23 protein-coding genes are annotated in these 24,350 nt (G+C 40.7%); 22 read left to right on the top strand and 1 reads right to left on the bottom strand.

Going from position 1 to position 24,350, the window contains the following annotated elements:
• Nucleotides 1–78: 78 nt before the first annotated feature.
• The 6 genes from AC59IL_RS15455 (at nt 79) to AC59IL_RS15430 (ending at nt 4,752) form a co-directional block, all read left to right on the top strand.
• Nucleotides 79–816 (top strand): hypothetical protein, encoded by a 738-nt coding sequence (locus tag AC59IL_RS15455; protein WP_496553056.1) that lies wholly within the window; start codon nt 79–81, stop codon nt 814–816.
• 45 nt (nt 817–861) lie between these two features.
• Nucleotides 862–1,050: a hypothetical protein gene (locus AC59IL_RS15450; protein WP_496553055.1), complete on the top strand. Its 189-nt coding sequence runs from the start codon at nt 862–864 to the stop codon at nt 1,048–1,050.
• A gap of 83 nt (nt 1,051–1,133) precedes the next feature.
• On the top strand, nt 1,134–1,982 hold the full coding sequence (locus AC59IL_RS15445; RefSeq protein WP_496553054.1) for a chromate resistance protein ChrB domain-containing protein: 849 nt from the start codon (nt 1,134–1,136) through the stop codon (nt 1,980–1,982).
• Nucleotides 1,983–2,200: 218 nt separating this feature from the next.
• Nucleotides 2,201–2,647 (top strand): chromate resistance protein ChrB domain-containing protein, encoded by a 447-nt coding sequence (locus tag AC59IL_RS15440; RefSeq protein ID WP_496553053.1) that lies wholly within the window; start codon nt 2,201–2,203, stop codon nt 2,645–2,647.
• 96 nt (nt 2,648–2,743) lie between these two features.
• A complete protein-coding gene (locus tag AC59IL_RS15435) occupies nt 2,744–3,883 on the top strand; it encodes a chromate transporter (RefSeq protein WP_496553052.1) in 1,140 nt (379 codons plus the stop codon).
• Nucleotides 3,884–4,029: 146 nt separating this feature from the next.
• Nucleotides 4,030–4,752 carry a superoxide dismutase gene (locus tag AC59IL_RS15430; protein ID WP_496553051.1) on the top strand — a complete coding sequence of 241 codons (723 nt, stop codon included), beginning with the start codon at nt 4,030–4,032 and terminating at the stop codon, nt 4,750–4,752.
• 9 nt (nt 4,753–4,761) lie between these two features.
• Here the strand turns inward: AC59IL_RS15430 and AC59IL_RS15425 are convergent, their stop codons facing one another.
• Nucleotides 4,762–5,301, bottom strand: a complete 540-nt coding sequence (locus AC59IL_RS15425; RefSeq protein WP_496553050.1) for an HD domain-containing protein — start codon at nt 5,299–5,301, stop codon at nt 4,762–4,764.
• A 600-nt stretch (nt 5,302–5,901) separates the two neighbouring features.
• Between AC59IL_RS15425 and AC59IL_RS15420 the strand changes: the two genes are divergently transcribed.
• From AC59IL_RS15420 to AC59IL_RS15345, 16 genes are all read left to right on the top strand, one after another.
• The gene (locus AC59IL_RS15420) at nt 5,902–7,071 is read left to right on the top strand and encodes a hypothetical protein (RefSeq protein WP_496553049.1); all 1,170 of its coding nucleotides are present in this window, start codon (nt 5,902–5,904) and stop codon (nt 7,069–7,071) included.
• Between the two features lie 41 nt (nt 7,072–7,112).
• Complete coding sequence (locus AC59IL_RS15415) at nt 7,113–8,249, top strand: mannose-1-phosphate guanylyltransferase (RefSeq protein ID WP_496553048.1); 1,137 nt, start codon at nt 7,113–7,115, stop codon at nt 8,247–8,249.
• Nucleotides 8,250–8,487: 238 nt separating this feature from the next.
• On the top strand, nt 8,488–9,318 hold the full coding sequence (locus AC59IL_RS15410) for a polysaccharide biosynthesis/export family protein (protein ID WP_496553047.1): 831 nt from the start codon (nt 8,488–8,490) through the stop codon (nt 9,316–9,318).
• Nucleotides 9,319–9,329: 11 nt separating this feature from the next.
• The gene (locus AC59IL_RS15405; protein ID WP_496553046.1) at nt 9,330–11,759 is read left to right on the top strand and encodes a GumC family protein; all 2,430 of its coding nucleotides are present in this window, start codon (nt 9,330–9,332) and stop codon (nt 11,757–11,759) included.
• 169 nt (nt 11,760–11,928) lie between these two features.
• Nucleotides 11,929–12,480, top strand: coding sequence for a UpxY family transcription antiterminator (locus AC59IL_RS15400; protein WP_496553045.1), 552 nt, complete (start codon nt 11,929–11,931; stop codon nt 12,478–12,480).
• A 104-nt stretch (nt 12,481–12,584) separates the two neighbouring features.
• Complete coding sequence (gene gmd / locus AC59IL_RS15395) at nt 12,585–13,682, top strand: GDP-mannose 4,6-dehydratase (RefSeq protein ID WP_496553044.1); 1,098 nt, start codon at nt 12,585–12,587, stop codon at nt 13,680–13,682.
• 127 nt (nt 13,683–13,809) lie between these two features.
• On the top strand, nt 13,810–15,144 hold the full coding sequence (locus AC59IL_RS15390) for an O-antigen ligase family protein (RefSeq protein WP_496553043.1): 1,335 nt from the start codon (nt 13,810–13,812) through the stop codon (nt 15,142–15,144).
• Entirely contained in the window at nt 15,104–16,633 is a 1,530-nt protein-coding gene (locus AC59IL_RS15385) for a lipopolysaccharide biosynthesis protein (RefSeq protein ID WP_496553042.1), read from the top strand. Before AC59IL_RS15390 ends, AC59IL_RS15385 begins: the two co-directional genes overlap by 41 nt.
• Nucleotides 16,630–17,796 (top strand): glycosyltransferase family 4 protein, encoded by a 1,167-nt coding sequence (locus tag AC59IL_RS15380; protein WP_496553041.1) that lies wholly within the window; start codon nt 16,630–16,632, stop codon nt 17,794–17,796. The genes AC59IL_RS15385 and AC59IL_RS15380 overlap by 4 nt, the downstream gene beginning before the upstream one ends.
• 149 nt (nt 17,797–17,945) lie before the next feature.
• Nucleotides 17,946–18,587 carry a serine acetyltransferase gene (locus AC59IL_RS15375; RefSeq protein ID WP_496553040.1) on the top strand — a complete coding sequence of 214 codons (642 nt, stop codon included), beginning with the start codon at nt 17,946–17,948 and terminating at the stop codon, nt 18,585–18,587.
• The gene (locus tag AC59IL_RS15370; protein WP_496553039.1) at nt 18,584–19,816 is read left to right on the top strand and encodes a glycosyltransferase family 4 protein; all 1,233 of its coding nucleotides are present in this window, start codon (nt 18,584–18,586) and stop codon (nt 19,814–19,816) included. Before AC59IL_RS15375 ends, AC59IL_RS15370 begins: the two co-directional genes overlap by 4 nt.
• The gene (locus AC59IL_RS15365; protein WP_496553038.1) at nt 19,817–20,908 is read left to right on the top strand and encodes a glycosyltransferase family 4 protein; all 1,092 of its coding nucleotides are present in this window, start codon (nt 19,817–19,819) and stop codon (nt 20,906–20,908) included.
• 218 nt (nt 20,909–21,126) lie between these two features.
• Nucleotides 21,127–21,684 carry an acyltransferase gene (locus AC59IL_RS15360; protein WP_496553037.1) on the top strand — a complete coding sequence of 186 codons (558 nt, stop codon included), beginning with the start codon at nt 21,127–21,129 and terminating at the stop codon, nt 21,682–21,684.
• Between the two features lie 28 nt (nt 21,685–21,712).
• Nucleotides 21,713–22,486, top strand: a complete 774-nt coding sequence (locus AC59IL_RS15355; RefSeq protein WP_496553036.1) for a WecB/TagA/CpsF family glycosyltransferase — start codon at nt 21,713–21,715, stop codon at nt 22,484–22,486.
• 22 nt (nt 22,487–22,508) lie between these two features.
• Nucleotides 22,509–23,900 carry an undecaprenyl-phosphate glucose phosphotransferase gene (locus tag AC59IL_RS15350; RefSeq protein WP_496553035.1) on the top strand — a complete coding sequence of 464 codons (1,392 nt, stop codon included), beginning with the start codon at nt 22,509–22,511 and terminating at the stop codon, nt 23,898–23,900.
• On the top strand, nt 23,890–24,282 hold the full coding sequence (locus AC59IL_RS15345; RefSeq protein WP_496553034.1) for a VanZ family protein: 393 nt from the start codon (nt 23,890–23,892) through the stop codon (nt 24,280–24,282). The genes AC59IL_RS15350 and AC59IL_RS15345 overlap by 11 nt, the downstream gene beginning before the upstream one ends.
• The last annotated feature ends 68 nt before the right edge of the window (nt 24,283–24,350 follow it).

Genomic DNA, 24,350 nt, shown 5'->3' with positions numbered 1-24,350 from the left:
CGGGAAAAAAAGAAAAATTTGAAAAATATATATTCTAAAAAATGTATTTTATCTTGGGGGATATTTCTTTTAATATCTATGAAAATTTACCCATTAACCTTGTTTTTGATTGCCTTCTTTGCTTTTGGCGCATATTGTCAAACCGGCGCCGCTCATGACCCGGGCGAAGACCTTCCGCTGTGGCTGAAACCAGGCAAACATATGGCCGACATCATGAGCATAAAATCGAAAATAACACCCCGGCAAATAGAGCTATCGGGTAAGGTGGTAAAAGCCATGAAAACGAACGCGGCCTGGTTTCGCGATTCGGCTGAAAGTGTTACCGATTCAAGTGCGTTCTATGAAAAATTGGGATTAACCAAAGACGAGTTTGAAGAATATTCGGGTATGAGTGACACGAAATCAAAAGCACCCGAACTGGTAAAATCGGGCGAGGAAGCTCTGCTTATAAAGCAAAAAGGAAATATATATTCTTTTCAGGGCGCCGCCAGACTGAAAAACCTCGATTCACTTCAGTTTGATATAACAAAAAACATTGCTGTATACAACGGTAAAGAGCTGGCCTTCTCCAATCCGGCCGGGTCTGAAGATGATAACAATCCTTTTAAAAGCCCCTGGCATGGGTATCATTATTCTTTTGAAGATGAAGAAGCTGAACTTGACCCTTCGGATGTTAGTCATCTTAACTCAACAAGATATTCTTTCGATATCGGTCAGCTGAAAAGTAATGGTAAAACCATCATCATGTTCATGGCCATGAAAATCAGGAACGGAGCGCCTGTTCAAAAGCTGATGACGATATGCATGTTTGAGTAAGTCATCTGAAGTTTTGATTGGCAGGTAAAAATCACTTTTTTCACCATGGTGGTTATAATTATATTACTTGTTTTTCTTTCGTTTACTATAATGGTTGCCCATGCGATTTCTACCAATGTATTTAAATCACTTCAAAAGAAAGGCAATCAATATGCCTGGGTCGTACGGGTTATTACTTTCATAGGCAGCTTTTTAATTGTTTCGTATGGCATTCTGCTTTTAATGTGGAAGTAATCTTTTTTAACCCACGGGCATTGCTAAAAATGTGGCCGGGTAAGGAATTATTCTTTTCGTAATTTGTGATCATATATTTTTTTATGAAGTGGATCACCCGTGAACGGCCTAAGATCGACCGCATTGCCTGCCCATGGCTGATTAAACGGTTTATCGATACAGAGGCAGAAATTATTTATGTGCCGTTTAATGAAGTGATTAAAAAAGCCGGTGAGCTCAATGCAATACCCTTCGATGTGCCCGATGTAAAATTCACGCACTACGGCAATCATTGCACTTTTGATGCCTTAATAGATGAATATAAGATCAAAGATCCTGCTGTGCATGCCATGGCGGTGATTGTTCGGGGCGCCGATACCGACCGTCATGAACTGGCTTCCCAGGCTTCGGGGTTGTGGGCTATTTCGGCCGGACTTGCCTATAATATTAAAGATGATCATGAGCTGCTCGATAAAGGCATGTTGTTATATGATGCCTTATACAGCTGGGCAAAATATCTGCAACAGGAAAAACATACGCAAAACCCGGTTGAACATTTACTGGTAGATGTGTTCAATAAGTTCATTAAACAAAAACCCGGCTCACCCAAAAAAGAGCCCGCCTGGGCAAAAGAATTAAAAGAAATTATTCAGGACCAGATAGATACCAATCTTAGTTTGAGTTTAAAAAATATTTCCAAAGAACTGAATGTGCATCCGGCTTACCTGTCGCGCGAGTTCTCGAAATATTTCAACGATCTTTCATTCGGCGAATACATTCGCAAGCTACGCATCGAAAAAGCCATGCACCTGCTGCATACTTCGCAATATTCACTGGCCGAAATCGCCTACCTCACCGGTTTTTCAGATCAAAGTCATTTTACCCGCATTTTTAAAAAGTTCACCAGTAAAAATCCTTCGGAGTACAGAAGGGAAATCAAAAATAAAGAGTAAAGCACGGCTTCGCTCAATGCCCCGGAGTTCATTCCATCCTTCGACCACATTCAAAACGCTCAAGGGTAAAAGTAAAGACTGTTCAAAAAGGTCAATTCCGTTCTATTTTGAAAAACTGAATTGTGTGAAATTGCAGGTTGGTTGAAGGCAGCGTTTCGACCCTTCGGCTACGCTCAGGGCGCTCAACGTTTAATACAAATCCTTCGACTACGCTCAGGATGAAATGGATTACCCGTGAACGGCCAAAGATTGACCGCATTGCCTGCCCCTGGCTGATTAAGCGGTTTGTTGATCCCGGGGCTGAATTTTTTTATGTTCCAAAAGAACAGGTATTTGAAAAAGCAAAAGAATGGGATGCGATTCCGTATGATATACCAGGTGCAGAGTATTCGCATGAAGGAGAATACTGCACGTTTGATTACATTATTAAAAAGCACCGGTTAACCGATCCGGCCCTGCTGCAACTGGCTGTAATTGTTCGCGGGGCAGATACCGACCGGTTTAACCTGGCGCCGCAAAGCGCCGGCCTGTGGGCCATTTCGGCCGGATTAAGTTATAATTATAAAAACGATTTCGAAATGCTCGAAACCGGAATGAAATTATATGAAGCCCTGTACAGCTGGGCAACATATGTGCATGATGAAAGACACACGTGGATTCAATAGGCAATAAGCAACAGGCAATTGACAAATGAAACGTTGCTAATTGTCCATTGTCTATTGCCAATTGCCAGTTGCTTATTGCTTATTGTCAATTGATTTATGCAACCAACATATACATTACAACAATTAATCCTCTATTTCCTGAAGCTTGGCACCATTGGCTTTGGAGGGCCTGTGGCATTGGTAGGGTATATGCATAAAGACCTCGTTGAAGACCGGAAATGGATAAACGAGTCTGACTATAAAGAAGGACTGGCGCTGGCGCAATTGGCGCCCGGTCCGCTGGCAGCCCAACTGTCGATTTACATCGGGTATATTGATTATAAAATTATTGGCGCCACCCTTGCCGGAATTGCCTTTGTATTGCCTTCATTTATCATGGTACTCGCATTGGGGTATGCTTATATACATTTTGGCGGATTACCGTGGATGCAGGCCGTGTTTTATGGCATCGGCGCTGCTGTTATAGGTATCATTGCGGTGAGCAGTTATAAGCTGGTAAATAAAACACTGAAGAAAGATTGGTTATTGTGGGTTATTTTCACGGTGCTTACTGTAGCAACCACTATTACCGAAACCGAAAATCTTTGGCTGATAATAGCCGGCGGTGTGGTTACCTGGCTGGTAAAATCGCCGCCCGAAATAATACGTAAGCGCTTATCTTTTTTCGTGTGGCCGGCGTTGTTGCAAATTGGCGCCGGTGTTTCGAACAATGAAAAGCTGACTCAAATAGCCTGGTTCTTTTTAAAAGCAGGCGCTTTTGTATTTGGCAGCGGACTGGCCATTGTACCTTTTTTGTATGGCGGAGTAGTGAAAGAATATGCCTGGCTAAGTGAGCAGGAATTTTTAGATGCCGTAGCAGTAGCCATGATCACCCCGGGCCCTGTTGTAATAACCGTTGGATTTATCGGCTACCTTGTTGCCGGATTTTGGGGCGCCTGCGTGGCAGCGCTCGCCACCTTTTTACCCTGTTACCTGTTTACCATAATACCGGCTCCCTATTTTAAAAAATATGGTAAACATCCCGGCATCAAAGCCTTTGTTGATGGCGTTACCGCCGCAGCAATAGGCGCCATTGCAGGTGCTGTATTGGTGTTGGCCAAACGGCAGCTCACCGATGTTATTACAATTGTTATTGCCCTGCTGGTTGTTATAATATTGATTAAATTTAAAAAAATTCCCGAACCGTTTATCATTGCAGCAGCGGCTGTAGCGGGGTTGATGATAAAGTTTTTATGAGTTTGGGATTCGCGGTGAACAGTACAAGTTACAGGTTATAAGTTGCACAAATTTATCCAAAGGTTTTCCCTGAAACCTGTAACCTGAAACTGCCAACCTGTAAAATCGGGCGTTAAATAATACATGTACTTAAAAAATCTTTTGGTATGAATCGTAAACAGTTTCTTTCTGCCTCGGCTGTGCTTTCAGCAGCGGGTATTTTACCATCGCATTCTGCTCTGGCAAATCATTACGACAACAACGGGCTGGATAAATTAACAGATGCCGAAGGAAATTTTGTACACCTGCCGTTGCCATATAACAAGAATTTTCTGGAACCTTATATGGATGAGGAAACCGTTTACCTACATCATACTTTTCATCATGGCGGTGCAGTGAAGGCGGCCAATACCGATTTGCAAAAGATTCACAAAGCCCTCGATGAAAATAATGTTGAAACGGTTGATTACTATACAAAAAAGCTATCGTACCATTTTTCATCGCATGTGTTGCATACCATTTTCTGGACGAACCTTACCAATAAAAAAGCCGATCCCAAAGGCGACCTGCTAAAGCGGATCGAAAAAGATTTTGGCAGCTACGATAAGCTGAAAGTATATCTTTCCAAAACCTCGAAAGATGTAGATGGTAATGGTTGGGGTATATTAGGCTATCAGCCATACTCTGATAAGCTGACCATTCTGCAATGCGAGAACCACGAAAAATTAACCCAATGGGGTGTTATCCCTTTATTGGTGGTTGATGTTTGGGAACATGCGTACTACCTGAAATACAAAAACAAACGCAATGATTTTGTAGATACGATGCTGCAGATCATTAACTGGGATAATGTGGCAGACAGGTTGAATGTGGCGGTGAAGCTGCGGTGAGGCGCTTCATTACTTCCCCGCGTTCACCGTATCCATAGCGCGCTGATATAATTGCGGATTGCCTTTATCCATTTTTTGTAACAGGGCCCGGCACTCCCGTAAAAAAATTGCTGCAAAGTCGATGCTTTGGGTTGCAAATTCGGTGCAGTTATCAATGATATCGGCATACTTGATCGTTTGCGCATCACTACTGGTATTGGCAAGCCGCTCTGCTTCCATCGTTTTTCTTTTCCGCCGGTTCCACATCGGATAGTTTGCCTTTACATACCGGTCGGTAAGCTCCTCTACCAGATGCAGGGTCCTGTCGGCTTTGTGCTTTTCCATTATGGTTAACAGAAAGTCTTTTATCTGTTCTTTGGTCACTGGTGTATCTTCCAGTACATCGTGTAAAAGTGCAGCAGCCAGTATGCAAACGTCTTTTGTAAATGTCGCACATAATTCCATTACCCGTATTGGATGCACTATATAAGGTTCATCTGCAAATTTCCGGCGTTGCTCACCATGTGCCCTGCCCGCAAATTCCTTTACCTGTTCAAGAATGTCTTCCATACTATATCTGCTATAATCTTTATTATTTTAATCAATGCGATTGATGCAGGCAGTTAACATAAGCATAACAAATAAAAATAATGTGCCCATATAATTGTCTGCAGCCTGTTTTTTGTGCAATTACCTTAAAATTTTTATCATGATTGAGGATTTTATTACCCAAACCAATTGTGGTAAGTCACAAATTTAGTTGAATTAGCTCAATGCCTTCAGGTGGTTGTAATTGTGGAAAACCTGTTTAAAGCCGGTTTATTGTCAGTTCAACAAATCTTTTAAAAGTTAGAAGGGAATTGAAAAGGAGCGGTTCATTAACAATTGAAACCGGTGGATTTTTTACTGTTAAAACCGTTGTGGCAAAAGCGATAGGGTTTTAACAGGCTTATAATTTGCATTTAACATATAAGAATTGTAAAACTAACGTCTGAACAATAAAGAACAAACAGTAAGGGGAACCGATTATTAATTTTATTGTACAGCGTTTTTTAACACTAAAAGGTTTAAAAGGGTAATTGTCCATTTTCCATATGAATAATCAGCGGTTGTTATGCAGTTATAAAATGCAACTTATATTGTTTGTGGGGGCAAGCAAATTTCTTTCACATGAAATACCAGGTAGAAGCGCTGATTAAAACAGAAATTGAACACGTATTCGGACGCAGTATTGTTTCATCAAGGGATTGTATACAGCTGAGCTATGATGTATACGAGAAAACAAAATGCCAGCTAAATCCCAACACTTTACGGCGTTTTTTTGGCCTTGTAAAGGCCATGTATCCGCCTTCGCATTCTACACTTACCATTTTATCGAAGTATTGCGGTTTTCATTCGGTTGACGAAGTTATCACTTTGAAGAAAGAAGAAACTGCCACGTTGCCCGACCAGGAACAGGTGCTCCTTTATATGGTTTCGCTGTTTCGTGATGTTACAGTTTGCCATGAAAATGATAACACCTTTGCGGGTGTGGTAGTTAACACACTTACCTTTTTAAACCGCAACCCTTTTTTGGCAGATAAATTTCAAAGTCAGATTGCCAAAACAAAAAACGGTCAGGAATTTTATTTTGAGCAGTTTGTTAATATCGATAAACTGAATTCGTATTATGGCGACGGATTGCGTTATTATTATACCGAAAAACAAACTGTAAGTGCACAGATATTTGCCTATGCCTTATTAACCTTCAGGTATTGGCTAACAGGTAATGATACGCTGGTACAAAAACACGCATCTACGGTTATACAACAACAAATACAGGAAACTACCGAACCTTTTATTTGCGCACGGTACTTTGCTACTTTATTATATCACGTACATGCCATGCAATTACCTGCAGATAACATAATAATAGAGGCCTGGAAATATCACAGTAGTCTGGAAGGCACCATTAATAAATGCATTTCATTTCCCCGTTTTGAGTTGTATATGGCAGAAGCGCTTATTTTAACCGGTTGCTATGAAGAGGGTTTGTATTACATTGATTATGCTGTTAAGAATTATAAAGAAGAAAATGATGATTCCGGCCGCAAAAAGTTTCTGCAGAATTTTTATTTATTGAAAACAATCGCCTTATATAAATCGGGTAATTTGCCGGCGGCCAATGAGCTGTTCGATAAAATTAATCCCACAGACTTTTACTTTCTGCGAAAAAAATTCAGCAACATACTTTATCTGTTATTAAATGAAAAGCTGAAACGGCAAAATAACAGGCACAGTCAGCAACTGGCAGTATTGTTGCAGGATACAGGCTACTATCGATTGCAGGCCACATTTTAGGTACAACTAACAATTATTCGTTTAGCAATAAAAAAGCACGTATGCAGCGATCTACGTATGTAATTATTATGGCCGGAGGTATTGGTTCAAGATTTTGGCCGGTGAGCAGAACAGATTACCCAAAACAATTTCTTGATATACTGGGTACGGGCGAAACATTGATACAGCAAACGTTTAAGCGTTTTGTAAAGTGGGTACCCGAAGAAAACATTTATGTAGTAACTTCTACAGATTATGTAAATATTGTAGAAAAGCAATTGCCGGCTATGCGCCGGGAAAATATATTGGGTGAACCAGATAGAAAGAATACAGCGCCCTGTATTGCATATGCATCGTTCAGAATATTGCAAAAAGATCCCAATGCCGCTGTAATAATAGCACCATCTGATCACCTGATTGTTGACCAGCATGCATTTGAAACTGTTTGTATAACCGCGTTGCAGTTTATTGATAAACACGATGCATTGGTTACCATGGGTATAACGCCATCGTACCCCAATACGGGATATGGTTATATTCAATTCAATAAAAATGAAGAAAAGCCTTTGGTACATAAAGTGAAGGCATTTACCGAGAAGCCCGATACCCAATCGGCCACAAAATTTGTAAACAGTGGGGAATATTTGTGGAACTCAGGAATTTTTGTGTGGCGGGTACAATCAATTATTAATTCAATTGAAATGTATTTACCCAATCTGCATCAACTGTTTAAAAACAAACAAAGCTGGCTGGGCACAAGTTTTGAGAGGTTATTAATCGCTGATATATATGCGGTGTGCGAAAACATTTCGATTGATTACGGCATATTGGAGCAGGCAGATAATGTGTTTGTGGTTCCCGGTTCATTTGGCTGGAGCGATTTGGGAACATGGAACAGTGCCTGGGAAAACATGGGGAAAGATGAACAGCATAATGCCGTAGCAGGAAATGGCGTACTAACAATAGATACCGCAAAATGTGTAATACGTGCCGAAGATGAAAAGCTGGTAGTGTTACAGGGGCTTGAAAATTATATAGTGGTAGATACTACCGATGTGCTGTTGATTTGTCAGAAAGAAAAAGAACAGGAAATAAAGAACTATGTTAGCACCGTTAAAAAGATAAAAGGCGAAAGATACCTGTATAGTGTTAACAACAATATAAAAACGAATACAATGGGTATTGAACGGATTTATTAAGTAGAAGAATTTAAGTGTTGAAAATCATATACAACAAGAACAAAAAAGAACACAAACGAAAATTTTATTTATGGTATCTTTCAAAAATTGCAGGCTTTTTGATATAAACTCCTGACCTTAACAATTCCCTTTGCTTGCTTATAATAACACCAAACTGTCCTGTGGTTTTTTTCTCCTGATTTACATTGTAGTTTTTCCATAGCGTGATTGCTTGTTTGTATAACTAATTAAATAGTATATGGCATATATGACAAATATAGCCTGGCCGCGTATTGGGCGGGCTTTGAATATTAATAGTATTATAATTATTGTAATCATTATGCTGGGAAGTACATCCTGTGTAAATACAAAAAAGGCAGTGTACTTTTCAGACCAGCAGAATGGTTCCTTTAACGCACCCGCCATTCCGAAACTGGTCATTCAGAATAATGACCTGCTAAGTATTTCGGTAAGCAGTTTAAATCCTGAAGCATCTGCCATATTTAATCAACCGAATGGTGGCAACAGTGCGCCTTCGGTTAGTAATACCACACCAACAACTACAACTACTGCTTCGGGTTACCTGGTCGATGGATCAGGCAATATTCAATACCCGTTTCTGGGAACAATAAAGGCAGCTGGTTTAACTAAAGATGAGCTGAAAGATAAAATAACAAAGGATCTGGTGGATAAAAAACTCCTCGTTGATCCGATTATAACGGTTCGCTTCCTGAATTTTAAAGTTACAGTACTGGGCGAAGTAGCACATCCTACTGTTGTAACTGTGCCCAGCGAAAGAATTTCTTTGCTTGAGGCTATAGGCCTCGCAGGCGATTTAACCATTTATGCCCAACGTGATAATGTACTGGTGATTCGCGACGAAGATGGTAAAAAAGTGACCAAAAGATTAAATCTGAATTCAACTGAACTATTCGATTCCCCGTACTACTACCTAAAATCGAATGATGTGGTATATGTGGAACCGAATAAGAATAAAGTTGCCAGTACAAGCCGCTCCCTGCAATGGATACCTATTATATTAGGCGCCTTGTCGCTGGGAGTAATTGTAGTAGATCGTGTAACAAGATAAAAAATGATTTTATGCAGGTAACTCACAAAAGCGGACTCGAGATGGAGAATAAGACAACCGGTATTAACCAGTTATGGAATCGTTATGTTTCATACTGGCCGTGGTTTGTATTTCTGTTGTTGCTGGCAGTGGGAGGGGCTTTCGTTTATTTACGCTATGCCATTCCCCAATACGAATCCACAGCAAGGTTGCTGATCAAAGACGAAAAGAAAGGGGTCGAAGACTCCAAAGGACTTGAATCGCTCAACCTCATTTCTACCAAAAAAATTCTGGAGAATGAAATGGAGGTATTACAGTCGCGTACGCTGGTAAAGGAAGTGGTAAAAAACCTGAACCTGTATGCGCCGGTGTATGAAGAGCGCAACATCAATTCCAAAATCAATTCCTGGATAAATTCCAATAATACTTCCAATAAAATTACCTCGTGGTTATCGGCGAAAGGAGTTTCTCCTTCGGGCATACCCGCTTATGCCACATCGCCGGTAATGGTGCAGGCAAGAAATCCCGATAGCATTAAAGATGCGAAAAAGGTATTGTTTACCTATAATAAAGATGATAATAAAGTCATCATGGGAGCCGATAGTTTTCCATTGAACAAATGGGTTGAAACACCTTATGGTACTTTACAGTTTGTGCCTAACACGCACATTGCCGATTCTGCCGACACAGCACAGGGACAGTTATATTTTACCCTGCAGGAACCTAAAAAAGTAATATCAGATATTCAGCATCGCCTTGTGATCGCTTCAGCCAGCAAGCTGTCATCTATTTTAGATATCAGCATCCGCGACGAAGTGCCCCAGCGTGGTGAAGATATTTTGAACGAGCTGCTGGCAACCTATAGTATTGCCATGCTGAAAGATAAAAATACCCTGGCGGCCAATACGCTGAAATTTGTTGAAGACAGGTTGAATCACGTATCGCGCGATTTGAGCGGTATTGAGCAGAAAATAGAAAGATATAAATCTTCGCAGGAAGCAGTTGACGTGGGCGAACAGGGTAAATTGTTTTTGGAAAATGTAAGCCAGAACGACCAGAAGCTGAGTGAAATAGATATGAAGCTGGCGGTACTTGACCAGGTTGAAAATTATGTAAAACAAAAAAATAACAGCAGCGGTATTGTTCCCTCAACCCTTGGGGTAACCGATCCTGTACTATCGAATTTGCTCGGCAAGCTAAATGAGCTGGAGCTGGAATATGAGAAGAAGAAAGCCACTACGGCCGAAAATAACCCATTGCTGTCTTCGATAGACGATCAGATAAATAAAGTTAAACCGGGAATACTGGAAAATATACAAAACCAGCGAAGAGGTTTGCAGGCCAGCAAAGGCAACCTGGCTGCTACCAATACTTCATACACCTCGGTATTGCAAACAATTCCCAAAAAGGAACGCGATTTAATTGAAATCAGCCGTCAGCAAAGCACCATGCAAAGCATTTATGCTTTTCTGTTGCAAAAGAAAGAAGAAACGGCTCTGTCCTATGCAGCCAATGTATCGGATAGTCGCGTGGTAGATAAAGCTTCGACAACTGTTTTACCGGTTTTTCCAAAATCGCCTATTGTGTTTGCTATTGCAATCATTGCAGCCCTGGCGCTTGGCATAACCTGGGTAACATTGAAAGAACTATTCAGCAGAAAGGTAATGTACCGGCAGGATATTGAACGGTTAACCAATCATCCGGTGATAGCTGAAATTTGTCACGATAAATCGAAGAATCCGATAGTGATCGGTGTAAATAACCGCACATTTGTTGCAGAACAGTTCCGTAAGTTGCGAGTGGCCCTCAATTACCTCGGAGTTGATGCCTCTCATAAAAAAGTGCTGGTAACATCGGGTATTTCGGGTGAGGGTAAAAGTTTTGTGGCCACCAACCTGGCCTTAAGCATGGCGCTTACAGGAAAAAAAGTGGTGTTGCTCGAAATGGATCTGCACAGTCCGGCTATCAGCGATAAACTGAAAATTGCTTCTGATTATGGCATATCGAGCTATTTACTGGGGGCGCGTGAGCCGGAAGAAATCATAAAACGCACCGAAATAAACGACAATTTATTTTTGATCCCGGCTGGCCCCATGTCGGCCAATCCTACTGAATTATTAATGAGCAATAAGGTGCCTGAACTGCTCAATTATCTCGATGCCATCTTTGATTATATTATCATAGATACCGCACCGGTAGGGCCCGTAACAGATGGCTACATTATTGCACCGTACTGCGATGCCACCCTGTACCTGATCAGGCACCGGCATACGCCTAAAGTACTGGTTGAACAAATAGATAAAAACAGTCAGGTTAATCAGTTAAAGAATATGGCTATTGTATTCAATGGTATCCGTCCGCGTGGGTTTGGCAAACAACATTATGGATACGGTTACGGATATGGATATGGCTATGCCTATGAAGAAAAAAGAAAGCGCAAATCATCGTTTAAGCCAGTATAGTAGTTACCGGTTTCCGGTTTCCAGGTAACTGGTAACCGGAAACATTCTAACCAGAAACCTACCTGCCGGCAGGCAGGATGTAAATCACGATCTACAAACAACCAATTGCCAGATACAGGGTACTGTAACTGAGATGGGCGGAGCCTTTTTTAAAAAATAAAATCAGCATATGGATACTACAAGCAAGAAATGGTACGCAGTGTATACACGGCCAAGATGGGAGAAAAAAGTGGCAGATCTGTTAACGAAAAAGCACGTGGAAAATTATTGTCCGCTGAACCGGATTGTACGTCAGTGGGCCGATAGAAAGAAACTGGTGTACGAGCCTTTATTTACATCCTATGTATTTGTAAACACTATGCCGGAGGAGCATCTTATCATAAAACAAACAGATGGCATTTTGAATTTTGTATACTGGCTGGGGCAGCCGGCGGTTATAAAAAATGAAGAGATAGATACGGTTAAACAATTTCTCGACGAATACCAGAATGTGCAATTGGAAAAGATCGACGTGAACATGAACGACCGGGTTAAAATATCCAGCGGCCCGCTGATGGCTCGTGAGGGAAATGTTATAGAAGTGCGAAACAGGACCGTGAAAGTGCATTTGCCCTCACTGGGTTATGCCATGACGGCTGAAGTTGAAAAGAGCAATGTTGAAATTATTCCTATAACTTCTTCTTATACGAATAACTATTTATACAATGCTTTTTTCAGATAAAGTATGAAGTAGCCGTGCCACGGTTACTCTGGCGACGTTCCGCTAAATCGGGTAACCGTGGCATGGCTTTAACTATTCACCATTCACTATTCACCATTCACTAAATGAAAACAGCTCTTATTACAGGCGTTAACGGCCAGGATGGCGCTTACCTGGCAGAATTATTATTGGAAAAAGGATATATGGTGCATGGCGTTAAGCGGCGTTCATCGCTGATTAATACACAGCGTATTGATCATTTGTACCAGGATCCCCATGAGAAAGATGTTCGATTTCGCATGCACTATGGCGATATGACTGATAGTACCAACCTGATCCGCATCATTCAGGAAACGCAGCCCGATGAAATATATAATCTTGCTGCCATGAGCCATGTAAAGGTGAGTTTTGATACTCCTGAATATACCGCCAATGCCGATGGCATCGGTACCCTTCGGTTACTTGAAGCGATCCGAATTCTGGGGCTTGAAAAGAAAACACGCATTTACCAGGCTTCAACATCAGAATTGTTTGGGCTGGTGCAGGAAGTGCCGCAGAAAGAAACAACGCCTTTTTATCCAAGAAGTCCTTATGGCGTGGCTAAATTATATGCTTACTGGATCACCATAAATTATCGCGAGGCCTATGACATGTTTGCCTGTAATGGCATTTTATTCAATCATGAAAGTCCGTTGCGCGGCGAAACTTTTGTTACGCGCAAAATAACCCGCGCTGTGTCGGCCATTGCGCTCGGGTTACAGGATTGTTTGTATTTGGGTAACCTGAATGCAAAGCGCGATTGGGGACATGCGAAAGATTACGTGAAGGCTATGTGGCTTATGTTACAACAGGATAAACCCGACGATTTTGTGATTGCTACAGGAATAACCACCGAAGTAAGAGAATTTGTTCGCATGGCCTTTGCCGAATTAGGCATTACCATACAGTTTGAAGGCGAAGGGGTGAATGAGCGTGGTTATGTGGTTGCCTGTTCAAACCACATGTATCGGTTGGAGCCAGGAAGGCAGGTGGTTGCTGTTGACCCGAAATATTTCAGACTTACTGAAGTAAATCTGTTGATAGGTGATAGCAGTAAAGCCAAAGCCAAATTGGGCTGGGAACCCGAATATGATTTAAGCATGCTGGTAAAGGAAATGATCGAAAACGACATAATAGAATTTGAAAAAGCCGGAAGAGTACAGATGGAACATCTTCTTAGTTAATAAGTCGGCAAATAAAGATCGCAAGTCGAAAAGTCAGAAAGTCCGAAAGTTTGAGGCAAAGTGATAGTCGCAGCGTGATTTCTTCCGGACTTTCCGACTTGAGGACTTTCCGACTAAAATAAAACATATGAAATCTTTGATGGTGGTTTTAACCATCGTAGCGTTACTGGCGTTTTTTGTTTGCCTGTTGTTTGGCAAACGGCCGGGAAGAATGTACCTGCTATTTATGCTGTACGCCTTTCCTGTAATTGATCTGAAATTAACGCCGGCGGCATGGGGTTGGGGCGGACTGTCGATATTCGAAGGGCTTTCATATATCATTCTTTGTATGCGGTACAAAGACTTTTTAACCATCTTTAAGGCGAACCGGTTTTACTTTATCACCTTTTGCACACTGATGTTTTTACTGATTCTGGGAAGCCTCACTTCTGAATTTCCGATAAGTTCTTTACTAAACAATTTATTGATCATACCCATTTTTATTTATGCCCGCTTGCTGATATTGGAATGTGTGCAGGATGAATCGTTCTTAAATAAAATGATCACCGGTTTACAGGTCGCCTGTTTGATTTCTATAGCATTTCTGACGGTACAATTGGTTGTAGGACTTCAATTGAGATTTTATTCCGAGTTAAACCCAAATACCTTAGACAGCAATGGCGTACGGTATCCCAGTTTTTTTCACGACTCGCAAAAGTATGCGCAGTTTCTGGCCATGTCGGCTTTTGTATTTCTGATAAATAAAAAGAATATCCAAAAGCCCGGGTTCAAAAATCTGTTTTTCTTTTTATTGGTAGCTGTTGCCATTTTTTTAACCGGAGGAAGATCGGCTTTTTTGGGATTGATTGCCGGAACGCTGTTTTTGTTATTGTTTGCAGGCATGCAATATAAAAAATATATAATAGTCGGCTGTTTGGCGGGTGGTATTGTGATTGCATTCTTTTCGCAATCGCTTATTATGTTTAACCGTCAGGACAATTTCAATAATTCATTCGATTTCAGGGCTGCCATTTGGGAAGAAGCATACGGAATTTATAAGTCGCATCCTTTTTTAGGTATCGGTATCGGAAATTATAAAGATTATGTATCGAAGTATGCACAGGACCAATACCTGGTGCTTGAAAATGATGAAATAGTGTTTCTTGATCAGCCCGAAAACGGCTACCTGAAAATTCTTACTGAATTTGGCGCTCCCGCATTTATAGTGGCCTTTGCATTAATTCTGGGTGCAGTTTTTGGCGCTATGCGCGCCTGGTATAAACAGCAAACCGACGGACGGGTTATGTTGTTTATAGCGGCGATCGTTTGCTGGCTCGTGTCCTTTGTGTCGTTGTACTCAATAATGGACAGAAGAAATTTATTGGTGGTTTTGTGTATGACCTGTTTTCTTATCTATTTGTCCAATCGCTCAAAAATCGTTAATGAAAAAGAACCTGATACAGCATTCAGTGACCCTGTTTAAATCGCGATTGATCAAAAACAGTTTTTGGGGCATTGCAGCCAATGGCTTGCAAACCATATTGCTTAGTTTATTTTTTGTGATTGTTGCCAGAAAATATACTACCGGTGAGTTTGCATTTTTTTTAATTGCCAATACCATTTACCAGTTCCTAGCGGGCTTTTCAACATTAGGGCTTGGCCAATGGTTTACACGCGAAGTAGTAAATACGCCCGACAGGCAGGAACTACTGGGCCGGTTTTTAAAAATGCAGCTGTACAGCGGAACCTTTTTTTATGTGTGCAATATAGGGGTGGCATTTTTATTGTACCACGATCCGGTATTGCAATACCTGATCGTATTGATGGGAGTGAACATCATTTTCGATAATATTATTTATGCCATTAAAGCATTAAACGTAGCAGAGTTCAATCAAAATAAAACATTTATTATTCTCATCATTGATTCAGTTCTCAGATTTATCATCGGTTGCCTGCTGTTCATTTTTCCGTTATCGATCATAACCTTATCTTTTTTATTGATTGGTGTGCGCTTTATAACGCTCAATTTTTTCCTGGGGTTCGGTTCGTCAAAGACCATCGGCCTGCGCTACCTATGGAATTACCCGCTTTCGTGGAAAGAGATCAGACAGATTGTTTTTGCGAACTGGCCCTTTATTATTATTGGAAGCGTGGCCATAGCGTACTGGCGCATTTCGAATATAATAATTTCAAAAACGCTCAGCCTGGCCGATGTGGCCAATTTTGAAATCTCATTCAAGGTATTTGCCATAGCGCAGGTATTGCCGCTCATTGTATCTATGTCAGTGTTTCCTACGCTGGTACAATTGTATGGCACAGGTAGTATAAAAAACTTCAGAAACTATTACAGCAAAGTATTTATTTACTATTTGCTGTTTGGTGTGTTCACCTACACCTTTATTTATTCCTTTGCCGATAACCTCATTCCATGGGCGTTTGGGGCTACTTATAACGGCACCGGCGTTTTTACGAAAGAAATGTTTTTAACCATATTGATATTTCCTACTGCCCTGTTGCAGGCCAATGTATTGGTGGCAATGAATATGGAGCGGGCCGATATGTGGTTTAACGTGGTGAGCCTGGTATTAAATGTGTTGTTTTGTTTCACCGGATTTTTGTTTGCAAAAGATCTCACGACCGTAAATCTGGCCATCTTTTTTTCTTTTCTGATTTTTCACATTTGCCAGGATATATTGCTGTTGCGCAGGGGAATCGTAACAATATGGCATGTATTGAAATTTTACTTTATTACCGGCGCGCTGGCAGGTATATATGTGTTGTTATCATCTGCCTTGCCGCCTGTAGTATTGTTTGCAACGTATTGGTTGTTGATAGCAATTATTTTAATCATCAGTAACAAAGTTCCGATAGCACAGGATGTAAACGAGCCTGTAGTTTCAACAGGTTTAAATAGAACTTTGGGTGTTTCAAATCTCCCCCTCCACCGGAGGGGGAAGGGGGGAGGCTTATGACAGTAGTATATTACATACAGGTTGCTTTTTTAGATACATGTGTTGAAGTGGTCAAAGTGCTGAAGAAGTATGTAAATCTGCATGTATTGATCGAAATAACGCCCCATGGCAAAAACCTTACGATTCTGGATGTACAGCGCATCCCTAAAGATAAAACGCTGGTGCACCCTTCGGAAATATTAACCGAAAAAGGGTATGATTACATGCAATCTTATTTCGACGGAGTTGCCAGTGTGCATTTTGTTGTTCATCCGCATCCAACAGGATTTTCGTACAGCACATTTCAAACAAACTACAGGGTATGGAAGTACATTAAACAATTTAAACCGGATTGTTTTCACTTCGAAACAATTAGTCTTCGGGCTATAGGTTTGTTACCGTTTTTAACAGCATTTAAAAATGTATGCATTACCATTCACGATCCGTTACCGCATACCGGAGAAAATACCTGGAAGATGTGGCTGCCCAGAACGTTTTTCTTTCACTTACCGGTAAAAACCCGTTACCTGTTTTATTCAAAGTTTGCAAAAAAACAATTCGAAGAGCACTATAAAAAAATCAAGCATCCTAAAATGGTGCTGCAAATGGCGCCTTATTCATACCTGGCGCAACTTTTATCAGATAAAAATGTAAAAAAGAAACACATTTTATTTTTTGGTCGCTTATCACAATACAAGGGAATTGATGAGTTGTTAAAAGCTATGCCTGCGGTTTTTAAAGAATTTCCCAATGAACAGCTGATCATTGCCGGTAAAAAGGTTCCGGGATTTGTTATTAATGAAGAAATAATAAACAAATACAAAAATAATATTACGCTTATCGAAAAACATATTCCCGTTGAAGAACTGGTTGAACTGATACAGCAGGCAAAATTTGTTGTTTGCCCTTATAAAGATGCTACGCAAAGCGGCGTATTGATGACATCATTCGGGTTAAAAACACCGGTGATTGCTACAAATGTGGGTTCATTCCCTGAATTTATACAGAATGATGTGAACGGCCTGCTTGTACCTGGTGATGATGCCCAAAAATTAGGTGAACAGATATGTTATGCCCTGCGTAATGATCATTACAAAATTTTTGTTCAAAATATTAATAACAATAATGTACATGATTTATGGAGCCAAAACGCAGATATATTTTTAACTGCCTATGCTTCGTGATACAGATAGCGGATAGCAGTTGATCAGCACCCTGTATAGCTAATCTTATTATCATTGCCTGCCATATGGTTCAATTGGCCATTACTTGCTGTAGCCGATTGATACCCCCTTCCTGAACTGTAATGATCGTTAACGCCAAAATTACAGTTATGCATTTTTTCAGGTTTGTATTTCAGGACTGGGCAGCAAATAAAACCAGTACCAAAGGACGTATTATTACCCTTCTATTCAGAATTGCAAATTTTTGTTCAACCCGTAAAATCTATCGCTATGTAGGCCTGCCGTACCTCGTGTTTTATAAAGTATTGGTGGAATGGATTTTTGGAATTGAAATTCCATGGAATGCAAAAATAGGCAAGGGGCTTACCGTTTATCATGGCCAGGGCATCGTATTGAGTAACCAGGTAGTCATCGGCTCCTATTGTACGTTGCGGCATTTTACTACCATCGGAAACAAACAAAAACCAGGTGGAGGCAGTACTTCATCTCCGGTAATTGGTGATTATGTAGATGTTGGCAGTAATACCTGCATTATCGGCGATATCAAAATTGGCAATAGTGTTAAAATCGGTTGCGGCTCGGTGGTTACTAAAAGTATGCCTTCGAATTCGGTAGTGGCTGGTAATCCTGCAGCTGAACTAAAGAAAAAGATGCAGGTGGTAGTAGTTGAACAACCGGTTTCAAACTTTACCCGCTATTATATAACAATCAATAAAATGAATTTTCGAATACCCGAAAGCACCGGCATTCAGAAGTATCACCTTATTAAAGAAAAAGACATTTCCAAATGAAAAAGGTTTTATTAAGTGCCTATGCCTGCTCACCTATCAGGGGAAGTGAGCCGGGCAACGGATGGAGCTGGGCGGTAAATCTTGCACGCAAAGGGTATGATGTATGGTGCCTTACCAATGTAGAAGATAAAGAAAGTACAATAGCAGAACAAAAACGCCTCGGGTTATTAAACCTTCATATGGTTTTTGTTGAGTTGTCACTGGGACTGGATGGCAAGCTGCTGAATACTTCTTCAAAAACCATCTATTTTCATTATTATTTATGGCGCCTGAAAGCAGCCGGTATAGCATTACAGCTGCATAAAGAAGTTCATTTTGATATTGCCCATCACGTTACGTTTGGAAGTTTTCAACAGGGAACATTTTTATGGAAACTGAAAGGTGCAAAAATCATCTTTGGTCCGGTAGGAGGCGGGCAGGAAGCTTTACCGGAGTTTAAAGAATATTTTGGCCCCGCCTGGAAAACAGAAAAGCTTCGAAGCTTTATTTCGAAGTTTAGTATGAAATTCAGTTCGAATTTAAAAAATACTGTTTCACGATCAGACTATATACTCGTAACCAACCAGGATACTGCAGAAATAGTAAAAAAGATGCGGTCCGATTTGAATGGAAGCGTTCACCTCGTTTTGGATAATGCCATTCCGTTTTCGATGCAGGATATGAAATATATTGATCGGCAACCGGGCAAACAACTGAAGTTGTTGTGGGTAGGCCGAATGCTTCCCCGGAAAGGATTGAACCTTATTCTGCATGCATTATCAAAGGTGCCTGAACATGTTGACTATACGTTTACCATTGTAGGTGGTGGCGAACAATATAAGCTGGTAGACGGATGGATCAAACAATACGGATTAAATCCGCAACGGATTCACTTATTGGGTCAGATACCGTTTAACGAAGTAATTCACCATTATGAAAAAGCAGACGTATTTATTTTTTGTTCTTTGCGCGACTCCTGCCCTGCACAATTGAATGAGGCCATGGCATTTGGATTGCCTGTAATTACCCTCGATATTCATGGATCTTCACTGGCCGTTCGTGATAATTGCGGCATTAAGATAAAGCCTACTACAAAAGAAGACACTGCCTCGGATATTGCGAAAGCAATTACCAGTTTTTATGATGACACTGAATTGAGAAAAAAATGTTCGGTCAATGCCTTTAATTATGCCAAAGGGAATACCTGGGAACATAAAGTTGATTTAATCACATCGCAATTTTATAATTAAATGAACAAACGGATATTGGTTGGCGTACCGCCAAAGCATCATGTTCTTTTGTCTTATGATGAAATAAACGGGTTATCTGAACTGGGATACACTTGCAGGCCTGTTTTATATGGCCAAAACAACAATTCCCTCAACAAAATAACCAGGGCGCTCGGGGTAATTGCAAGAGCCATAAACATCGTAAAGGAGTTGTACAGGTTTAAACCCCATATTTTATACCTGAACTCACGGTTTGAGCCGGTAGCTACTACCCGGGATTTTATTACTGCATTTGTCGTTAACCTGTTGTATATACGAAAACTTAAAATCGTAATAAAAACACATGGTTCAGATGTGTCTATTTTGAAAAGCCCGTCTTTCTTTTATAAACAGGTAGTAATTCCGTATCTGGTAAAACATATCGATGCATGGTTCTTTCTTTCGAATGAAGAAAAAGAAATGATCCGGCAATACAATCCGGCTTTGGCCAACAGAATATTTATTACTGCCAACATTGTTGATCCCGAACGGTCGGTAGCATCGCTTGAATTCCAAAAAAAGTATTCGCTGAATGACGCCCGGTTTAAAGTGCTGTTTGTAGGACGCATTGTACGTGAAAAGGGCGTGTTTAGTTTGTTGCAGAGCATTCCATTGCTCGATTGTAAAGATGATTGCCTGTTTTTGTTTGTGGGAGATGGTCCTGATTTAAAGGAGCTGGTTCAGTTATCAGAAAAATTAAAAGTGTCGGCCTATACCCGTTTTTTAGGATATATTCCTGATGAAGAATGCGATCACTTTTATGCGAATGTTGATATACTGGCATTTCCTACCTTCTTCAATGAAGGATTTCCTATGGCTTTGTTTAAGTCGATTGCAGCTGGCTTGCCTGTGATCACTACACAGATCAGAGCAGCCAAAGATCATTTAACCGCTCCCGATAATGTATTATGGGTTGATGGCGAATCGCCCGAAAGCGTGGCCGATGCCATTACCGCTTTATATAAAGATAATGGCTTACGGCTAACCATGTCGCAGAACAACCGCCTGATAGCGAAGAAGTTTTCGCGTGAGCATGTTTGTTCCGAAATGAGTGAGGTCATTCTTTCAATATAAGATACAAGTACAAGATTCAGGTTAAAGGTACAGGGAATGTGTTACCAGTTACCGGTTTCCGGTTTCCGGGTACCGGGTACCTGGAAACCGGTAACCGGCAACCACCCGGCCACTTTCTAAACGTAAAAGAAATTGCCATGATTATTGATAAGCTTTTAACCCCCGACCTGGTGTATTTGCCTGGACGTAATTTCCAGTCAACCCGAAAACATTCATCTATGTGGATTGTAAAGGTCATCAAGGGATTAAGAGATTATTATTTGCGAAAAATTGTTTACAGACGGTTTAATATAAGTGAAGGATTTCATGCAGGATTGCGGGTACGCATCTGGGGCAGGCAAAAAGTAATTATAGGAAGGAACTTTTATATAGGCCGGGATTCATTTATTGAAACAGATGTTGTGATTGGAGATAATGTAATGTTTGGTAACCGGGTAGCCATTATAGGACGGTATGATCACCACTACCAGCAGATAGGAATGCCTACACGTCTTGCTACACAAATTCGCGATCCCGAATACAACTGGAAAGGCGTGGGTATGGTTACCATTATTGAAAATGATGTATGGGTCGGTTATGGATCTACTGTTATGAGTGGTATTAAAATAGGCGAAGGCAGTATTATAGGCGCCGGCTCCCTGGTAACCAAAGATGTAGAACCTTATTCGATTTATGCAGGTGTTCCTGCCCGTAAAATACGTGCACGCTTCGATAACTGCGACCAATTGCATAAGCATCTTGAAATCGTTCAATCTAAATACCGCGGTATTCTGTAAAAACTTTCATCCCAAAAATCTTAAATGTATGGAACGAAAAAGCATTATCAACTTTCCTATTACAACAGGTAATTATTCTTCTTTCGTTAGCCACATTGTTTCACTGGCCAATCAAAAAGAATCGGCTAATGTATGTGTGGCCAATGTGCATATGTTTGTAGAGGCTTACAAGGATGAAAATTTTAAAAATATTATTAACGATGCCACTGTGGTAACTCCCGATGGCAAGCCGCTTACCTGGGTATTGAATTATGTGTATGGTATCAGGCAGGATAGGGTGGCAGGTATGGATTTGTTGCCCGACCTGTTACAACAAATGATGTTAAAAAAATTACCGGCTTTCTTTTATGGCGGCACGCCCGCTTTGCTTGAAAAAACCGAACATTATTTAAAATATGCATTTCCCGATTTACCAATAGCAGGCATGTACAGTCCGCCATTCAGACCGGCTACACCTGAAGAAGAAGAAAAACTGGTTCAGAAGATCAATAATTCAGGAGCTACCGTTGTATTGGTAATACTGGGTTGCCCCAAACAGGAAAAATGGATGGCTTCAATGAAAGGCCGCATCAATGCAGTAATGATCGGCGTGGGAGGGGCTTTGCCCGTAATGGTTGGCATGCAAAAGCGGGCCCCTGCCTGGTTGCAAAGTCTTGGACTGGAATGGTTATTCCGGTTGATGCAGGAACCCCGCCGCCTGTTCCGCAGGTATTTTGTTACCAACTCGTTTTTTATTTTTCTATTCTTCAGAAAGATCGTCAGGAATAAGTCCGGCCGCGAACAATTGACCATTCACCATTGACCATTGACGAAAAGATTTGTGTATGAACAGTAGATTTTTGCGCCATTTACAACTAACATTGCTGGCATTGGATGTGCTGGCGATCAATATAGTGTTTTTTACAGCCCAGTTCTTTTTCAGAAAAGAAATGCTCATAGAGGCGTATGTTGAATATACTTATTTTGGCTTCTTTTTAACCATCGCCTGGTTGCTGGTAACTTTAACCGGCAACGTATATCATGAGCGGAATATTTTTTCATTTGAACTGTTCGCAGGCCGGTCAACACGCGCTTTTTTATATTTTCTCTTAATGGTATGTGCCTTCCTTTTCTTCTCACACTTTTATATAATCTCCCGGTTGTTTATTGGTGTTGTAATCTGTGGCATACCGTTAATGTTAACAGGTAACCGGCTTTTATACCTGGCCGTTTACCATTATTTTAAAAAGAAAGACTTCTTTGTAAATAAGGTAGTGGTTATAGGATATAATAGTCTGTCGAAGAAATTGGTTGATTACCTCGAAGAAGATGGCGTGAACAAAGAAGTGGTAGGTTATTGCGATGAACTGGAAAATATTCATGAACTATCGCGCTACCCCATATTAAGTAATATCAATGGGGTGCTTGAGGTATGCAAAAGATTTGGGGCTACAGAAATATATTCAACCATTATTCCCGAGCAAAACCCCGGCATATACCGGCTTATAAAAAAAGCCGACCAGAATTGCATACGCTTCAGGATCGTACCTGATATAGGCGCTCTGGTAAAACGCCAGGTGTTTATCGATTACTTAAACGAAATTCCGGTTCTTTCGTTACGTAAAGAACCATTGGATGATCTGGGCAACAAAATCAAAAAAAGGTTTTTCGACCTGGTGGTAAGCGCCCTGGTTACTTTGTTTATACTTTCCTGGTTAATTCCACTCATTGGCCTATTGATTAAACTGGAATCAAAGGGGCCGATATTTTTTAAACAATTACGCAGCGGGCAGGACAATAAAAGTTTCTGGTGCCTGAAATTCAGAAGTATGCAGGTGAACGATAATGCCAATGTGCTGCAGGCTACTAAAAACGATGCGCGCATTACACGAATAGGGCAGTTTTTACGCAGGACCAACCTCGATGAATTTCCGCAGTTTTTGAACGTGCTCATGGGCGACATGAGCATTGCTGGTCCGCGCCCCCATATGTTAAAACATACGGCAGATTATTCAAGGATCATTGACGAATACATGATACGCCAGTTTTTAAAACCGGGTATTACCGGATGGGCCCAGGTAAACGGATTCCGTGGTGAAACAAAAACGCTTGACCAGATGAAAAAAAGAGTAGAATACGATTTGTGGTATATGGAGAACTGGAACTTGTGGCTGGATATAAAAATTATGTTTCTCACGGTCTTTAATACTATAAAAGGAGAAGAAAATGCATTCTGAAAGCAAAGTGTCGAAAGTAACAAGGTATTGGTATGATGCCCCGTTTAAGATGATCATGTTTGTATTGCTGCTTATAATAACGGGTTTGTTTTGTGAATGGCCCAATTTTCATCCCGAGCATTATTTCGGAGCCAATTATCACTGGTGGCTCGATATGATCTTCCATGGCGGATATTATTTTGTAATTACTATTTTACTTTATATTCTTTTTTGCAAAGGGCGGCAAATTGCTGTTTTTTGGATATCCGTATTGTTATCGTCTTATGTGTTTGAAGTATTACAGATTTTTGTACCCGGCCGGTCTTTTACGTTATTGGATATGACAAGTAATTTGATTGGCATATCCTTAGCGACAATACTATGCACCCTGTTTTACAGATAAACTAAAAAAGTTACCCACCCAAAACCACCCCTTTTCTCCTCAACTTTATTTCCCTTATCCATTCCCTT

It is taken from the genome of Niastella sp. sgz303648 (assembly GCF_059587045.1).
This window is presented reverse-complemented; position numbering and strand designations above follow the sequence as displayed.

Bases quoted from the DNA above. Each gene is read 5' to 3' on its own strand.
- AC59IL_RS15455 (WP_496553056.1), top strand. From the start codon at position 79: ATGAAAATTTACCCATTAACCTTGTTTTTGATTGCCTTCTTTGCTTTT.
- AC59IL_RS15450 (WP_496553055.1), top strand. From the start codon at position 862: ATGGTGGTTATAATTATATTACTTGTTTTTCTTTCGTTTACTATAATG.
- AC59IL_RS15445 (WP_496553054.1), top strand. From the start codon at position 1,134: ATGAAGTGGATCACCCGTGAACGGCCTAAGATCGACCGCATTGCCTGC.
- AC59IL_RS15440 (WP_496553053.1), top strand. From the start codon at position 2,201: ATGAAATGGATTACCCGTGAACGGCCAAAGATTGACCGCATTGCCTGC.
- AC59IL_RS15435 (WP_496553052.1), top strand. From the start codon at position 2,744: ATGCAACCAACATATACATTACAACAATTAATCCTCTATTTCCTGAAG.
- AC59IL_RS15430 (WP_496553051.1), top strand. From the start codon at position 4,030: ATGAATCGTAAACAGTTTCTTTCTGCCTCGGCTGTGCTTTCAGCAGCG.
- AC59IL_RS15425 (WP_496553050.1), bottom strand. From the start codon at position 5,301: ATGGAAGACATTCTTGAACAGGTAAAGGAATTTGCGGGCAGGGCACAT.
- AC59IL_RS15420 (WP_496553049.1), top strand. From the start codon at position 5,902: ATGAAATACCAGGTAGAAGCGCTGATTAAAACAGAAATTGAACACGTA.
- AC59IL_RS15415 (WP_496553048.1), top strand. From the start codon at position 7,113: ATGCAGCGATCTACGTATGTAATTATTATGGCCGGAGGTATTGGTTCA.
- AC59IL_RS15410 (WP_496553047.1), top strand. From the start codon at position 8,488: ATGGCATATATGACAAATATAGCCTGGCCGCGTATTGGGCGGGCTTTG.
- AC59IL_RS15405 (WP_496553046.1), top strand. From the start codon at position 9,330: ATGCAGGTAACTCACAAAAGCGGACTCGAGATGGAGAATAAGACAACC.
- AC59IL_RS15400 (WP_496553045.1), top strand. From the start codon at position 11,929: ATGGATACTACAAGCAAGAAATGGTACGCAGTGTATACACGGCCAAGA.
- gmd (WP_496553044.1), top strand. From the start codon at position 12,585: ATGAAAACAGCTCTTATTACAGGCGTTAACGGCCAGGATGGCGCTTAC.
- AC59IL_RS15390 (WP_496553043.1), top strand. From the start codon at position 13,810: ATGAAATCTTTGATGGTGGTTTTAACCATCGTAGCGTTACTGGCGTTT.
- AC59IL_RS15385 (WP_496553042.1), top strand. From the start codon at position 15,104: ATGAAAAAGAACCTGATACAGCATTCAGTGACCCTGTTTAAATCGCGA.
- AC59IL_RS15380 (WP_496553041.1), top strand. From the start codon at position 16,630: ATGACAGTAGTATATTACATACAGGTTGCTTTTTTAGATACATGTGTT.
- AC59IL_RS15375 (WP_496553040.1), top strand. From the start codon at position 17,946: ATGCATTTTTTCAGGTTTGTATTTCAGGACTGGGCAGCAAATAAAACC.
- AC59IL_RS15370 (WP_496553039.1), top strand. From the start codon at position 18,584: ATGAAAAAGGTTTTATTAAGTGCCTATGCCTGCTCACCTATCAGGGGA.
- AC59IL_RS15365 (WP_496553038.1), top strand. From the start codon at position 19,817: ATGAACAAACGGATATTGGTTGGCGTACCGCCAAAGCATCATGTTCTT.
- AC59IL_RS15360 (WP_496553037.1), top strand. From the start codon at position 21,127: ATGTGGATTGTAAAGGTCATCAAGGGATTAAGAGATTATTATTTGCGA.
- AC59IL_RS15355 (WP_496553036.1), top strand. From the start codon at position 21,713: ATGGAACGAAAAAGCATTATCAACTTTCCTATTACAACAGGTAATTAT.
- AC59IL_RS15350 (WP_496553035.1), top strand. From the start codon at position 22,509: ATGAACAGTAGATTTTTGCGCCATTTACAACTAACATTGCTGGCATTG.
- AC59IL_RS15345 (WP_496553034.1), top strand. From the start codon at position 23,890: ATGCATTCTGAAAGCAAAGTGTCGAAAGTAACAAGGTATTGGTATGAT.